The sequence below is a fragment of the Yoonia sp. 72 genome, assembly GCF_034652275.1.
Classification (GTDB): domain Bacteria; phylum Pseudomonadota; class Alphaproteobacteria; order Rhodobacterales; family Rhodobacteraceae; genus Yoonia.
In genome coordinates this window covers 385,292-400,471 of record NZ_JAXIWG010000004.1, presented here as the reverse complement: position 1 = coordinate 400,471, position 15,180 = coordinate 385,292, and the positions used below count along the sequence as shown (strand labels likewise).

14 protein-coding genes are annotated in these 15,180 nt (G+C 63.9%); 8 read left to right on the top strand and 6 right to left on the bottom strand.

Annotated elements, in window-relative coordinates:
* Window positions 1-332: 332 nt before the first annotated feature.
* The 3 genes from VCK47_RS17160 to VCK47_RS17150 all read right to left on the bottom strand — a co-directional run bounded on the left by VCK47_RS17160 (window position 333) and on the right by VCK47_RS17150 (window position 3,909).
* Window positions 333-1,766 carry an NAD(P)(+) transhydrogenase (Re/Si-specific) subunit beta gene (locus VCK47_RS17160; protein WP_322891276.1) on the bottom strand — a complete coding sequence of 478 codons (1,434 nt, stop codon included), beginning with the start codon at window positions 1,764-1,766 and terminating at the stop codon, window positions 333-335.
* Window positions 1,767-1,780: 14 nt separating this feature from the next.
* Window positions 1,781-3,355 (bottom strand): Re/Si-specific NAD(P)(+) transhydrogenase subunit alpha, encoded by a 1,575-nt coding sequence (locus VCK47_RS17155; protein ID WP_322891277.1) that lies wholly within the window; start codon window positions 3,353-3,355, stop codon window positions 1,781-1,783.
* 104 nt (window positions 3,356-3,459) lie between these two features.
* Window positions 3,460-3,909: an isoprenylcysteine carboxylmethyltransferase family protein gene (locus VCK47_RS17150; RefSeq protein ID WP_322891278.1), complete on the bottom strand. Its 450-nt coding sequence runs from the start codon at window positions 3,907-3,909 to the stop codon at window positions 3,460-3,462.
* An 81-nt stretch (window positions 3,910-3,990) separates the two neighbouring features.
* On the opposite strand from VCK47_RS17150, the gene VCK47_RS17145 reads away from it, so the two are divergent.
* Window positions 3,991-4,749, top strand: a complete 759-nt coding sequence (locus VCK47_RS17145) for an SDR family oxidoreductase (RefSeq protein WP_322891279.1) — start codon at window positions 3,991-3,993, stop codon at window positions 4,747-4,749.
* Entirely contained in the window at window positions 4,746-5,954 is a 1,209-nt protein-coding gene (gene kynU, locus VCK47_RS17140) for a kynureninase (RefSeq protein ID WP_322891280.1), read from the top strand. The genes VCK47_RS17145 and kynU overlap by 4 nt, the downstream gene beginning before the upstream one ends.
* Before the next feature lie 62 nt (window positions 5,955-6,016).
* On the opposite strand, the gene VCK47_RS17135 is transcribed toward kynU, so the two are convergent.
* On the bottom strand, window positions 6,017-6,862 hold the full coding sequence (locus VCK47_RS17135) for a YihY/virulence factor BrkB family protein (RefSeq protein WP_322891281.1): 846 nt from the start codon (window positions 6,860-6,862) through the stop codon (window positions 6,017-6,019).
* A gap of 106 nt (window positions 6,863-6,968) precedes the next feature.
* Entirely contained in the window at window positions 6,969-7,883 is a 915-nt protein-coding gene (locus VCK47_RS17130) for a DMT family transporter (protein WP_322891282.1), read from the bottom strand.
* 191 nt (window positions 7,884-8,074) lie between these two features.
* On the opposite strand from VCK47_RS17130, the gene VCK47_RS17125 reads away from it, so the two are divergent.
* Together VCK47_RS17125 and mdoH are read left to right on the top strand one after the other, a co-directional pair.
* Window positions 8,075-8,251 carry a hypothetical protein gene (locus VCK47_RS17125; RefSeq protein WP_322891283.1) on the top strand — a complete coding sequence of 59 codons (177 nt, stop codon included), beginning with the start codon at window positions 8,075-8,077 and terminating at the stop codon, window positions 8,249-8,251.
* The gene (gene mdoH, locus VCK47_RS17120) at window positions 8,252-10,036 is read left to right on the top strand and encodes a glucans biosynthesis glucosyltransferase MdoH (protein WP_416236687.1); all 1,785 of its coding nucleotides are present in this window, start codon (window positions 8,252-8,254) and stop codon (window positions 10,034-10,036) included.
* Here the strand turns inward: mdoH and VCK47_RS17115 are convergent.
* Window positions 9,951-10,925, bottom strand: coding sequence for a lysylphosphatidylglycerol synthase transmembrane domain-containing protein (locus tag VCK47_RS17115; RefSeq protein ID WP_322891285.1), 975 nt, complete (start codon window positions 10,923-10,925; stop codon window positions 9,951-9,953). The genes mdoH and VCK47_RS17115 overlap by 86 nt on opposite strands.
* Window positions 10,926-11,022: 97 nt before the next feature.
* Here VCK47_RS17115 and VCK47_RS17110 point away from each other — a divergent pair, with 97 nt between their 5' ends.
* The 4 genes from VCK47_RS17110 to VCK47_RS17095 are packed head-to-tail and all read left to right on the top strand — an operon-like array spanning window position 11,023 to window position 15,162.
* Window positions 11,023-12,135, top strand: coding sequence for a sn-glycerol-3-phosphate ABC transporter ATP-binding protein UgpC (locus VCK47_RS17110; RefSeq protein WP_322892303.1), 1,113 nt, complete (start codon window positions 11,023-11,025; stop codon window positions 12,133-12,135).
* A 25-nt stretch (window positions 12,136-12,160) separates the two neighbouring features.
* Window positions 12,161-13,456, top strand: coding sequence for an extracellular solute-binding protein (locus tag VCK47_RS17105; protein WP_322891287.1), 1,296 nt, complete (start codon window positions 12,161-12,163; stop codon window positions 13,454-13,456).
* A 3-nt stretch (window positions 13,457-13,459) separates the two neighbouring features.
* Window positions 13,460-14,335 carry a sugar ABC transporter permease gene (locus tag VCK47_RS17100; protein WP_322891288.1) on the top strand — a complete coding sequence of 292 codons (876 nt, stop codon included), beginning with the start codon at window positions 13,460-13,462 and terminating at the stop codon, window positions 14,333-14,335.
* Entirely contained in the window at window positions 14,332-15,162 is an 831-nt protein-coding gene (locus tag VCK47_RS17095; protein WP_322891289.1) for a carbohydrate ABC transporter permease, read from the top strand. The genes VCK47_RS17100 and VCK47_RS17095 overlap by 4 nt, the downstream gene beginning before the upstream one ends.
* The last annotated feature ends 18 nt before the right edge of the window (window positions 15,163-15,180 follow it).

Here is a 15,180-nt window from a genome sequence, read left to right as displayed (position 1 = left end):
GGCCAGCAAAATCTGGTGGCCCAGATTTTCGGAAAAATGATTTCCAAAGTGACATGGCGGTCTCTCCCGTCCGTTACTCTACTCTGAGACAGTAGGGCGTTCAACAAACTCGTTTTTGGTGCATAATTAAAACACCTCGATTGAAGCAACCACAAACCCCGTTCAACACCCAAGCAGGAATTGGAGGTTTTTGGATCGACCGCGATAGCGGACGTCCCTGCATCACGCAGCATCAGTCACTCTGGGCTCGAAGCCGCCATTCCCAAAGGTCTTCCCCACGCAACGCAAAAGGCCCGCCGTGATGGCGGGCCTTTTCCTGTCTGGCGTCAGGATCAGTCGATCTTGGGTAGCAATTCGTCCAGCGACTTTTTCGCATCGCCATAGAACATCCGCGTGTTTTCTTTATAGAACAGCGGGTTCTCGATCCCGGAATAACCGGTGCCCTGCCCGCGCTTGGACACGAACACCTGTTTCGCCTTCCAGCATTCCAGCACCGGCATGCCAGCGATGGGGCTGTTGGGGTCGTCCTGGGCGGCGGGGTTCACGATGTCATTGGACCCGATCACGATGACCACATCGGTCGACGGGAAATCCTCGTTGATCTCGTCCATTTCCATGACGATGTCGTAAGGCACTTTCGCCTCGGCCAGCAGCACGTTCATGTGGCCCGGCAAACGCCCCGCGACGGGGTGAATGGCGAAACGCACAGTCTTGCCCTTGGCGCGCAGTTTGCGGGTCAGTTCGGCGACCGAGGCCTGCGCCTGTGCCACCGCCATGCCGTAACCCGGGATGATGATCACGCTGTCGGCCTCGTTCAGCGCGGTGGCGACACCATCGCTGTCGATGGCGATCTGTTCGCCCTCGACCGCCATCTGTTCACCCTGCGGGCCACCGAAGCCCCCCAGAATAACGGACACAAAGCTGCGGTTCATCGCCTTGCACATGATATAGGACAAGATCGCGCCGGAGGAGCCGACGAGCGCGCCGACCACGATCAGCAGGTCATTGCCAAGGCTGAACCCGATCGCCGCCGCCGCCCAGCCCGAATAGCTGTTCAGCATCGACACGACGACAGGCATATCCGCCCCGCCGATCCCCATGATGAGGTGATAGCCGATGAAAAGTGCGGCCAGCGTCATCAGGAACAGCGGGAAGAAACCGCCCGTGTTGAAGTACCAGATCAGGCACAGCACCGAGATCGCCGCCGCCGCCGCATTCAGCATGTGACCACCCGGCAGTTTCGCAGCGGCCGTGTTCACCTTGCCCGCGAGCTTGCCATAGGCAATGACCGATCCGGTAAAGGTGATCGCGCCGATGAAGATACCAAGGAACAGCTCGACCCGCAGGATATTGATCTCGACAGGCGTTTTATAGGCCAGAAGGGCTGCAAAACCATCAAGGCTCGCACGCTCGATCGCATCCATGCCCGCGACGCGGCCCAGTTCGAAATGCGCGATGAACCCGACCAGCACGGCGGCCAGACCCACAAGGCTGTGCATCGCGGCGACCAGTTCGGGCATCTGCGTCATCTGCACCTTGGTCGCAAGCTGGTAACCGATGGCACCACCCCCCGCGATCAGGATCAGCGACAAAAGCCAGAACCCCGCACCCGGGCCGACCAGCGTTGCAGACACGGCCAGCGCCATGCCCGCCATGCCGTACCAGACCGCGCGCTTGGCGCTTTCCTGCCCCGACAGACCGCCAAGAGACAGGATAAAGAGAATTGCTGCGACGACGTAAGCCGCTGTTGTGAAACCGTATTCCATTTCTCTTTACCCCTTTACGACTTCTGGAACATGGCAAGCATGCGCCGTGTGACCAGAAAGCCGCCGAAAATATTGATGCCGGTCATGAACACGGCGAGTGCCGCAAGGAACACCACAAGCCACGACCCCGACCCGATCTGCGTCAAGGCGCCCAGAATAATGATCGAGGAAATCGCATTGGTGATCGCCATGAGCGGTGTGTGCAGGCTGTGCGCGACGTTCCAGATGACCTGAAAGCCCACGAAAACCGCCAGCACAAAGACGATGAAATGCTGCATGAAGCTGGCGGGCGCCACCAGACCGACGCCCAGCAGCAGCGCCGCACCGACGACGAGCAAGGTCACCTGATTGCGGGTCTGCGTCTTGAAATCGGCGGTTTCCTTGGCGCGTTTTTCTTCCGCCGTCAGTTCCTTGGGCTGGTTCTTTTTGGCGACCTGCGCAATCGCGTTGATCTTGGGCGGCGGCGGCGGGAAGGTGATCGCCCCTTGGTGGGTCGCCGTCGCACCACGGATCACGTCATCCTCCATGTTATGCACCGGCACACCGTCCTTGGCCGGTGTCAGATCGGTCATCATGTGGCGGATGTTGGTGGAATAAAGCGTCGAGGCTTGGGCGGCCATCCGGCTGGGATAGTCTGTATAGCCGATGATGATGACGCCGTTGTCGGTGACGATCCGTTCGTCCTTGACCGTCAGCTTGCAGTTGCCGCCGCGTTCGGCAGCAAGGTCGATGATGACCGAACCGGGTTTCATCGAGGCGACCATGTCGGGCGTCCAAAGCTCGGGCGCATCACGGCCGGGGATCAGCGCCGTGGTGATGACGATATCCATATCCGGCGCGATTTCGCGGAACTTGGCCAGCTGCGCTGCAGCAAATTCGGGGCTGGAGACAGAGGCATAGCCGCCTGTCTTGGCGCCGTCCTGCTGTTCTTCCTTGAAATCGAGGAACACAAATTGCGCGCCCATCGATTCGACCTGTTCGGCCACTTCGGGCCGCACGTCGAAAGCATAGGTGATCGCACCAAGGCTCGTGGCCGTCCCGATCGCGGCAAGACCTGCGACACCCGCGCCGACGACCAGCACCTTGGCGGGCGGCACCTTGCCTGCGGCGGTGATCTGGCCGGTGAAGAAGCGACCAAAATTATTGCCCGCCTCGATCACAGCGCGGTAACCCGCGATATTGGCCATCGACGACAGCGCATCCATCTTTTGCGCGCGGCTGATGCGCGGCACCATATCCATCGCGATGACGGTGGCACCCTTGGCGTTGGCGGCCTCAATCAGGTCCTTGTTCTGCGCGGGGTAGAAGAAGGAAATCAGCGTCTGGCCTTCGCGCAGGCGCTTGACCTCGGCGTCCTCGGGGGGGCGGACCTTGGCGATGATATCGGCGGCCTTGTAAAGCGCCGTAGCGGTCTTGACGACCTCGACACCGGCCTCCTTATAGGATTGATCGGTGAAGCCCGCGGCCAGACCGGCCCCGGTTTCGATCACGCAATCATAGCCCAGTTTTTGCAGGTCTTTCGCCGAAGCAGGCGTCATGGCAACGCGGTCTTCGCCGGCAAATATCTCTTTTGGTGTGCCGATTTTCACGGACCATCCCCCATATTTGTGTCAGCAGTCGCAACGGACTTAGCGCGCGAAAGATTGTTTCACAAGGGAATGGCTGCAAGTCCTTTCCTGTCGTGCGCTAACAGTCACAGCCAGCGGCGGGTCTTTTCGCAATACCGCGCAAAATCGGCGCGGAACTTGCGGCGCAGGCGGTCCTCTTCGGGCAGGATAAAGCGCTGGGTCAGCGTGGCCATGAACAAAGGCACCAGCAGCAGTGCGACAGGCGCATCCCAGCGCAGGGCCAGCCCCGCAAGGATCAGCGCATCGCCCAGATAGATCGGATTGCGGCTGCGGGCGAACACGCCGGTGGTGACCAGCGCATCCGCTTCCATATGGGGAATGACGGTGGTCTTGCGCTTGCGCATCTCGGCCACGGCCAGCAGCATCAGCACAAGGCCAGCGCCCACCAGCAGGCCGCCCAGCAAGTCCAGCGCCGGATGGCTGATGGCCAGCACCTGCGGCTGCAGCACACTAACCTGCCACGTCATGACAAGCGCCAGCACAAGCCAGACAGGGGGAATGTCGATCCATTTCATGGCTGACGTTGTGACCCGCCGCTTTGCCCTTGTCCATGCCCGCCGTGCGGGTAGCATGGGCGCAACTACCGGGGAGGCAACATGGAACATGCAGGCAAACACGCGCTGGTGACAGGCGGCGGCACAGGGATCGGCAAAGGCATCGCGCTGGCCTTGGCCGCGGCGGGTGCCGCGGTCACGATCACAGGACGCAATGGCGCGAGACTGGCAGAGGTCGCAGCAACCCATCCCCGTCTGCATGCGCTGGTCATGGATGTGGATGACGAATCCTCCGTCCGTGACGGCATCGCCTCTGCTGCTGCCGCACGCGGCCCGGTGCAGATCTGCGTGGCCAATGCGGGGATCGCCGAAGGCGGGCCTTTTGCGAAAACATCGCTGGCCGCATGGCGCAAGACGATGGCCACGAACCTTGACGGTGTATTTCTGACCTTTCAGGCGGCGCTGGAAACCTTGCCACCCGACATGGCCGCGCGGATGATCGTTGTCTCCTCCATCGCGGGCGTGCGCGGGCTCAAAAACGCGATCCCTTACACCGTCAGCAAACACGGCGTGATCGGACTGATCCGTGGATTGTCCGAGGAATACATGGCCCACCCGATCACCTTCAACGCGCTCTGCCCCGGCTATGTGGACACGGCGATCGTCCACAACCAGTTGCCCGGCCTGATGAACAGGTTCGCGGTGGACGAGGCAGGCGCGATAGACCTGATCGCCAAGGGCAACCGCCACCGCCGCCTGCTCGAGGTGGACGAGACCACCGCCGCCGCCCTATGGCTGTGTTCGGATGGCGCGCGCAGCGTGAACGGGCAGACGATCCAGATTGCAGGAGGCCAAGTATGACCAAAACCATGTTCCGCGACTTTTCCCAGACCAAGGCGATGTTCCAGATGCCCGCCGACATGATCTATCTGGACGGCAATTCGCTGGGGCCTTTGCCGCGCGCCGCCGCCGCACGGATCAATGATTGCGTGACACGCGAATGGGGCGAGATGGTCATCACCGGCTGGAACCGCGCAGGCTGGATGGCGCAACCCACCAGCTACGCCGACCGGATCGGGCGGCTCATCGGGGCGGAACCGGGGCATACGGTTCTGGGCGATACGCTCTCGGTCAAGGTCTATCAGGCGCTGGCCGCCGCGCTTGATCTGGTGCCTGACAGGCGGGTGATCCTGACCGACAGCGGCAATTTCCCCTCCGATATCTACATGGCCGAAGGGCTGATCCGGTCGCTGGACCGCGGCTATGAATTGCGCGTCGTCGCCCCCGAGGATGTGGCGGATCATATCGACAGCGATCTTGCCGTGCTGATGCTGACGCAGGTCGATTACCGCACGGGGCGGATGCATGACATGGCCGCCCTGACGCAAAAGGCGCATGACGCCGGGGCGATTGCGATCTGGGATCTGGCGCATTCGGCAGGCGCGCTGCCCGTCGATGTGGCAGGCTGCGGCGCCGATTTCGCGGTGGGCTGCACCTACAAATACCTCAACGGCGGACCGGGCGCGCCCGCGTTCATCTATGTGGCCCCCTGCCATATCGACCGCTGCCAGCCTGCGCTGTCGGGCTGGCTCGGCCATGCCGCCCCATTCGCCTTCGAGGCGGGCTACCGCCCCGGCACCGGGATCGAACGGATGCGCGTTGGCACGCCGCCTGTGCTGCAACTCGCAGCCCTCGACGCCTCGCTCGACATCTGGGACCAGATCGACCTGCACGACATCCGCCAAGCCTCCATCGCGCTGACCGAACAGTTCATCGCGGGGATTGAAGCCGCCTGCCCCATGCTAAGCCTCGCCAGCCCGCGCGATCCCGCACAGCGCGGGTCACAGGTGTCGTTCCGTTTCGCCGACGGCTATGCCGCGATGCAGGCCTGTATCGCGCAAGGCGTGGTCGGCGATTTCCGCGCGCCCGACATCATGCGCTTTGGCTTCACGCCACTCTTTATCGACGCAGGCGACGTGGCACGCGCGGTCGAGATCATCGCCAAAGTGATGACCGACAAGCTCTGGGACGCGCCCGCATATCGGCAAAAGGCGGCCGTCACCTGACACCATCTTCCGAGTAAAAATATCCCCGCCGGAGGCACCGAGGCCCGCAAGGGCCCGGACAGTTAGGTGGCTTCGGCATCCTTGGCGCGCCTGCCATGCACATGCATGTTCAGCGCCGCGCCCAGCAGGATCAGATAGGCGCTGACGTAAAGCCAAAGCATCATGCCGATCACCGCCCCAATCGAGCCGTAAACTTCGTTGTAGCTTGCGAAATTGGTCAGATAGAACGACAGCCCCGCCGAGGCCGCGATCCACAGCACGATTACCACCAGCGCGCCGACCGTGACCCACCGCCCCCGGCTTTCGATCCGTACCGGGCCAAAACGGTAAAGCAACCCCAGTGCCGCCAGCAACACGCAGAGCGCCACGATCCAGCGCAGCCCTTCAAGCAGCCATGCCGTGCCCTCGGGGATCGGCAAGACGGCCATCACGATGGGCAGTACGATCACGACATTGACCGCGATGATCGCCAGAAACACCAGCGCAAAGGTCAGCAAAAGCGCGACCGCGACCTGCCGCAACCCGCTGCGCTGCTTTTGCCCCGCAATCGCGTTCAGCCCGCCGATCAGCGCACCGACAGCGGCACGGCACGACCAGAGCGCCACGAGGATCGACACGACGCTGGCCCAGCCAAGCGCCTGGGACGGCGCATTGACCAGCCCGTTGATCTGGTTTTCCAGCAAGCGGTAGGCGTCATCGGGGATGATATCCTCCATCAGCGTCAACTGGTCGGCGATCGCGACAGGGTCGGCCATCAGCCCGAATATCGCGATGATCGCGGCAAGGCCCGGGAAGATCCCGAACATCCCGAAAAAGGCGACCCCTGCCGCAATCAGGCCAAGGTGCTTTTCGCCCGCCGTGTCGACTACGGCGACCCCTGTCTGCCAGATCGTTTTGAGCGCGGCCATCAATCCCTATTCCTTGGTCAGTTGCATCTTGCGGCGGTCTGCTTACGGCAAGACGTCACGCTAACATAGCGTTTTCCAAAGGCAAAGGTTCCACTCCGCGCATGCGTCAGGGCGATATAGGGGGCGGCTTGCGTCTTTTGCCCGACAGCGCATTGCCCGCGATGGCCGCCAGCAGGACTGTCCCGCCGATCAGCGTGTTCGCCCCCGCGGCCTCGCCCAAAAACAGCCAGACCCAAAACGGGCCGAGCAGCACTTCGGCCAGCGACAGCAGGGCGAGTTCGGCCGCAGGCAGGCTTTTTGATCCCAGCGTATACAGGACCAGCCCCGCGCCGACCTGAAACACGCCCATGCCCATCGCAAGCCCGCCATCGCGCGGCGACAGGACCAGCGGCAGGCCAAGCGCCATGCAGATCACGAACATCAGGCCAATCCCGAACAGGCCCGACAGAAAGACCGCAGGCATCATCTCGGCCGCCTTGCCCCAGCGCAATGCGACGGTGAAGACCGCAAAACCCAGCGCCGACCCCAGTGCCGCCAACGATCCGTGCAGCGTGACCCCGCCCGTCTGGTCCGCGACCATGACCGCAATACCCGCGATCGCCACACCGATTGCCCCCCATGTCGCGCGGCGCACGGCTTCGCCCAGAACCACCCACCCCAGCACGGCGGCCATAAAAGGTGCCGTGGCAAAAAGCAGCATCGCATTGGCCACCGATGTGGCCTGAATGGCATAGATACCGCCCGCGTAGGCCGCGACCAGAGCAAGCCCGCCTACGACCCCTGCCCGCCCGCAGCGCCGGACCTGCGCGAACACCTGCCCGCCGCTGCGCCACCGGATCACGATATACAAGAACAGCGACAGGCTGACTGACCGATAGAACAGGATTTGCCAGACCACCGCATCCTCGATCAACCGCACGCCAAGGCCGACCGTGGACCACAGCACGCCTGCCGCAAAGACCAGCAACACGCCTTGGCGGTGGGCAGGCAGCGCGGGTGCGGTTGGTGTGGCGACAGACAAATCTGCGGGTCCTTCGGATGTGGCTCAGCCCCAAGGCTACAGCGGCCGCCTGCGCCCTGATCGTCCGTTTGCGACGCGCAGGCCCCCGATGTGACCAGATTGCCGGACTGGCCAAAGCCACCACCAGACCTATGTTTTGCGCAAAGCAACTGGCCGCGGCCCTTGAGGCACGGCAACAGCACGGGGGCGTCATGGCGCAACCACCTGCCAGATCAGCGTCGCACACAGGCGCATCCTCGCCCGCGCAGGCCCTGCCCGATGCGCCTATGGCCTTTGCGCCTCAGGACCTGTCAAACGCGGGTCCGGCAGAGATGGCGGGCCTGTTCTGGCGGCTCTGGGCCATGATTGCGCCACGTGCGCGCCAGTAGATGCCCGCCCAAGCAACGCCCGTGATGTTGCGTTTTCTGGTGATCGCGGCCTGCGCCGCCACGGCGCTGACGGCGGGCGGTGTGTTTTTGATCTTCGGCACGATCGGCGGGATCACCGCTCTCGACCTTTTGCGCGCCGCGCTGGTGTTGATCGCGACCTTCTGGCTGGCATGGGGTGCGGCGCTGGCCATACTGGGCCTTGTGGCGCGCCCGCCCCGCCATCCGCCACTTGACGCGCCGTTGCGGGCCCGCGTGGTCGTGCTTGTGCCGATCTTTGCCGAAGACCCCGCCGCCACCTTTTCGCGCATCGCCGCGATGGACGCCTCCTTGCGGCAGGCAACGAATGGCGCGGGCTTTGATTTCGCGATCCTGTCGGACACGCAGGACGATGCCCAAGCCGCGCAGGAACGGCACTGGTACCTGCGGCTGTTGCAGGAAAACCTTGGCGAAGGCCGCATCTTTTACCGCAGGCGCGCCGACAACCAAGGGCGCAAGGCGGGCAATATTGCGGATTTCATCCGCACCTCGGGTGCGGCCTATGATTACGCCATCATTCTGGACGCCGACAGCATCATGGAAGGAGCAACGATGCGGGACATGGCGCTGCGGTTGCAGGCCGACCCCGCGCTGGGGCTGCTTCAGACCTTGCCCGTGGTGGTGAATGCGCGGTCACGCTTTGCGCGGCTGATGCAATTCGCGGCTGGCTTTCACGGCCCCGTCTTCGCGCGTGGTCTGGCACGACTGCAAGGGCGCACGGGTCCGTTCTGGGGGCATAACGCGATCATCCGCATTCGTGCTTTCGCGCAAAGCTGCGGGCTGCCCGACCTGCCCGGCGCACCGCCCTTCGGTGGCCCGATCATGAGCCATGACTACGTCGAGGCCGCACTGATGGCGCGCGGCGGCTGGAACGTCAGGCTCGACACCGACCTTGGCGGCAGTTTCGAGGAAACGCCCGAAACGCTGATCGACCACGCCAAACGCGACCGGCGCTGGTGTCAGGGCAATCTGCAGCATCTGCGCCTTGTCGCTGTGCAGGGTTTGCCCGGATGGAGCAGGTTTGTCTTTGTGCAAGGCATCTTCGCTTATCTGCTTGCCCCTGTCTGGATGGGGTTCGTGCTGACCAGTATCCTGACGGAGGCGCTGGCCTCGGGCACGATCCGCCTGTCGCTCGAGGGTCTGACCCTGCCGGTCGTCTCGCGCACCAATTTCGCCATCGCGTTAGGGCTGATGGTGGGCGTGCTGGTGCTGCTGGTGTTGCCGAAGGCGCTGAACCTGTGTGATGCCGTCCTGCACGGGCGCACACGCGGCTTTGGCGGTGTGATCCGCAGCACGGCTTCGGCTGTGGCGGAACTGCTTGTGCTGTCGCTGCTGACGCCGATCCTGCTGATGTACCAGCTGCGCGCCATCGGGCAGATCCTGCGCGGTCGCGATGGCGGCTGGCCAGCGCAGGACCGCACGGGCGGCGCGGTGACCCTGCGCGAGGCCTATCTTGCCGCGCACTGGATCGTGTCGGCCGGCTGTATCGGGGTGCTGGTCACGCTGGTCTTTGCCACGGGCGTTCTTCTTTGGCTCTTGCCGGTGATGGCCCCGATGATCGCGGCACCCCTGCTGATCGCGGCGACCGCGAAACCCGCGCAGGGCTGGCTGTTCGCCACACCGCAGACGCTGGACCCAAGCCCCGTTCTGCGCGACCGCACCGCTATTCTGACGCGCTGGACGCAGACGCCGGACGCCGCCGTTGTGACAGCAAAAACCACACACCCGGCAGGCTTGCCGCGAGAATGACAAGGCCAAAGGCGATGCTGGCCGCGATCCCCGCCTCGGCCTGCGCACCCACGACAGGCCAGATCGCGGCGGCTGCCCCTTCGCGCAGGCCCCAGCCACCCACCGACAGCGGGATCATCATCGAGGTCAGGATCAAGGGCAGGATCGTCACCACCGCGACAAACGGCAGGTCGGTGCCGGTCGCAAAAGCGCAAAACGCGAAACTTGCCAGATTGCAGGCCACAATCGCGATGCTGAGGCCCACCTGACGCGGCCAGACGCCGCGCGCCAGCAGCCCCAGACGCAGCGCCGCCAGAAACCCTGCCGTTGCGCGCGATACAGGCCCGGGCACGCGCGAAAGGACCGCACCCAGACCAACAAGTCCGACGACAAGCAGGGCCAGCCAGCCGACGATATCACTGACCCAGTCTGGCAACACCAGCCCCCCCGGCACGGCGATGGCCACGATGAAGCCGCCGAACAGCACCGCAAAAAGCGCCACCTGCCCGACCAGCCGTTCCAGCACCACCGCCTGTGCCGCGCGCAGCATGCCTGCCTGATGGCGCTGGCGCACGGCGCGGCCTGCATCGCCCAGCACACCGCCCGGCACCGCCAGATTGACGAATTGCGACAGGTAGTATTCCCCGATGGCATCGCGCTTGCGCAAGGGCTGGTCCAGCTGTGCCGCCGTCAGCCGCCAGCGTAGCGCAGAAAGCAGGACCTGCCCGTGCGCGCTGGCCAAAGCCGCCAGCAGCCAGAGCCATTCGCTCTGCGCCAAAAGCGCCAGAACCTGCGGACCGTCGGTCAGGTGCCATAACAGCGCAAGGATGGCGAGTGTCACCAAAACGCGCAACACTGCCCCGAAAGAGGCGCGGCGCGGAACCGGAAGGGGATCAGGGCGTTCGGACATTGGTCGAGATATCCGCCAGTTGTGTGGAATTGCAAGCGCCCGCCGTCAATTCCCCGGATTCTATGGACCTCGGCGGTGTTACCACTATGTTCGGATGATGAACTTGAATATCGCACAGCCGCAACCGGCACAGGCACAGGACAGGGCACCCCAAGGGGCGACACTGCGCCTGCGCGATCTGGTCAAGCGGTTCGCCACCGGACCCGCGGCCGTCGCGGGTATCAACCTTGATGTGGCAGCCAATGAATTTGTGGTGCTGGTGGGGCCGTCAGGTTGCGGCAAGTCCACAACGCTACGTCTGATCGCGGGGCTGGAAAGCGCGACTTCAGGCGATATCGAAATCGCAGGCAAACGCGTCAACGATCAAGGGGCCGCCCAGCGCGATGTGGCGATGGTGTTCCAGAACTACGCGCTTTATCCGCATATGACGGTCGCGCAGAACATCGCCTTTGGCCTGCGCCGCAGAGGTGTGTCCCGCGCCGACACCAAGACCGCCGTGGCCGAGGCCGCGCGCGCTCTGGAACTGACCGATCTGATGCACCGGATGCCGGGCGATTTGTCGGGCGGACAGAAACAGCGCGTCGCCATGGGCCGTGCCATCGTGCGTAATCCGCGTCTATTCCTGTTCGACGAACCGCTCTCCAACCTCGACGCCCGCCTGCGCCTGACCATGCGCACCGAGATCAAGCGCATGCATGCCCGCGTGCCCACCACCACGATCTATGTCACCCACGACCAGACCGAGGCGATGACAATGGCCGACCGCGTCGTCGTGATGAACGCAGGCCGGATCGAGCAGATCGGTACGCCGATGGAGATATACAACACACCCGTATCGCGCTTTGTCGCCGAATTCATCGGCGCGCCCGCAATGACCTTTGCCGACGGGGTGCTGACCGATACCGCGCTGACGCTGACAGGCGGCCTGCGCCTGCCCGCCCCCGCCACGGCCCATCGCGGCCCTGTCACTTTGGGCATGCGGCCCGAGGCGCTGCGGCTGGCCAGCACCGGCCTGCCCGCGAGGCTGGAGCTGCTTGAACCTTTGGGCGCCGAAACGCTGGCGCTGTGGCAGACCGACGCGCTGGGGCCGGTCTGGGTCCGGCTTGAGCCGCGCCCTGACTTGCGGCCCGGTGCGACCGGCTGCCTGCAACCCGACATGACCCGCGCCCATCTGTTTGATCCAGAGACCGGCCTGCGTCTGACCCGATAAAAACACCAACAGGAGACTTTTCCACATGCGTTACGCCCTTGCCTATCCGTTGACCGCTGCCCTTGCGCTGTCCGCCTCTGCCGCTTTCCCGCAGGACCTGATCACGCGCGACCGCGTCGGCCCGGCCGATGCACCAAATGTCATGACCTTCCGGCTGACGGCCTTCGATCTTTACTCCTCGGACGATGCGACGCGGGAATTCTTCGAGGAGAAGTTTCTGGCCCTGATGGCCGACTACCCCGACTGGCGGATCGAAACGCAGTTGCAGACCGACAATATCGGGCAGGAACAGGCGCGGATGCTGGAACAGGTGCGCGCGGGCCGTGGCCCTGATTGCGCGATGATCGACAGCTCTCAGCTGGGGCTGTTCAAGGCAGCGGGTGTGCTGTCGCCGATGAACGCCCATTTCACGCAGGCGCAGATCGACGATCTGTTCCCCTTCGTGCGCGACGGGGTCAGCGATGCCGAGGGCAATGTGCTCGCTTGGTGGTGGTTCACCAGCCTGCAGGTGCTCTATCGCGACACATCGCTCGTGCCTGATGCCCCCGCCACTTGGGACGACCTGCAAGCCGCCGCGCTGACGACGGTCGAGGCGGGCCGCGAAGGCGTGTTGTTCAATGGCGGACGCTGGGAAGGCACGGCGTTCGACTGGTTGCCGAATTTCTGGGCGCAGGGCGGTGAACTGGTCGATGCCGACGGGCGCCCCGTGTTCAACGAAGGCGACAACCGCGACAAGATGCTCGCGGCGATCAATTTCTACAAGGATCTGGTCGATAGCGGTGCCGCCCCGTCGCGGGTGACGACGATCATCAACTACGATGAATTCAACGCCGCCGCCGCTGCTGGCACGGCGGGCCTCTTCATTGGTGGCAACTGGCAATATGGCCAACTGCGCGGCACCCTGCCCGAGGATCAATTCGCCAACTGGGAACTGAGCGAACTGCCCGGGCCGACCGCTGACCAGCGTGCGACCGGCACCGGCGGGTGGACCATCGGCGCGTTCAGCGACGATCCGACGGCGGTCGAGATTTGCGCACGCATGGCCTATGAAATCTACGCCACCGAAGGCAATGCGTTCCAAGGGCTGCTGCCCACCTCGGCCAGCATCTATGACGCCTATGACACCTTCGAAGGGCCGGAATACGATGCCTTTGCCGAAGCCTTGGTGAACGGTGTCGCTCGTCCCGGTGTCGCGATCTACCCCGAGATCAGCAACCAGTTGCAAATCCTGCTGGGTGATGTGCTGTCGGGGACTGCCACGCCCGAAGAGGCGCTTGATGCCGCTGCCGCCGCTGTCGATGCAGCATTCGAACGGCTGTAAACCATGACCGGAGACCGGCGCATCTGGCTGTGGTTCGCGCCGGTCCTTGTGGTGCTGGGCGGGGTGTTCCTGATCCCCGTCGCGGATGTGATCCGCTTCAGCTTTAGCGATGCGACGCTGCTGCGTCCGATCACGGGCTACGGGCTGGATGGCTATGCCAGCGCCTATGGCGACAGCAGCCTGCCTGTGATCCTGCGCAATACGGGGCTGTTCACGCTGCTGAGCGTGGTCAGCCTGCAAGCCGTGGGGCTGGCAATTGCCCTGCTGCTGGTGCGCGGTGACAGGCGGGGGCTTTACGGGATGGGCCTGTTGCGCACCATCGTGCTGGCCGCATGGGTGATCCCCGGTATCGCCAACGGGCTGATCTGGCAGATGCTGCTGTCGGAGGCCCCGTTCGGCGCGGTCAATTCCCTGCTGCGCCTGATCGGGCTGGCCCCTGTCGCATGGCTGTCCGACCCCGACAACGCCATGCTGTCGGCGGTGATCGCCAATGTCTGGCAAGGGTCCGCCTTTTCGATGATCGTGTTCTACGCCGCGCGCCGTGCCGTCGATCCGGTGCTCTATGAGGCGGCGGCGGTGGACGGGGCCAGCCCCACGGCGCAATTCCTGTTCATCACCATCCCGCAGATGCGGGGTGCGATCCTTGTGAACACCATCCTCGTGACGATCCAGACGCTGAACACATTCGATACGATCCTTGCGCTGACAGGTGGCGGGCCGGGCCGCGCGACGGAAGTCCTGTCGCTCAACATCTTCAACCGCGTATTCTATAGCTACGATCTGGGCGGCGGGTCGGCGCTGGCGGTGCTGCTGCTCGCGATCAGCATGATGCTGACGCTGGTCTATCTGGCCGTGCTGATGCGGCGGGGCGCGCGATGACCCCGCGCATTGGCGACATGCTGACCTATCTGGCGGGGATCGTGCTGGCGGCGCTGTTCCTGATGCCGCTGTTGTGGCTGGTGTCGCTGTCGTTGCGCACCCCGGCTGAAGTCTATCTGGGTGCTGCACGCTTCATCCCCGAGGCCCCGACCTTGGACAATTTCCGCCTGATCCTGACCGACCGCGCCTTTGGCACCTATCTGTGGAACGCGGTCAAGCTGTGTGCGCTGGGGGCTTTGGGCGCGGTCGCGGTCGCCACCCCAGCCGCCTATGCTGCGTCACGGTTCACCTTCCGCGGCAAGGGGCCGCTGATGGTCGGCATCCTGATGGTGCAGATGATCTCGCCCTTGGTCGTGATTATTCCGCTTTACCGCTATCTTGACCGGCTGGGGCTGCTGGAAAGCCATGCGTCGGTCATCGCCGTCTATATGGCGATCGGCGTGCCTTTGTCGGTCTGGCTCATCAAGGTTGGTTTTGATGCGATCCCCGCAGCACTCGAGGAAGCCGCCGCCATCGACGGCTGCAACCGCGCGGAAATCCTGCTGCGGATCACCTTGCCGCTCGCGGCGCCGGCGCTGGCCTCGGCGTTCATCCTGAACATGATCATGGGCTGGTCGCAGTTTCTGGTGCCCTTCATCCTGCTGACCCGCGACGGGCAACTGCCGATTGCCGTCGCGATCTACAATTTCGCAGGGTCGAGTTCGGCCTCCACCACGCAACTGCTGGCCGCCGCTTGCCTCGTCGCGGTGGTGCCCGCGCTAGCGGCGTTCCTTGCGCTGCAAAGACTGATCGTGCGGGCGATCATGGCAGGGGCGGTGAAGGGGTAGGCTGGGGTAAGGGCGAAA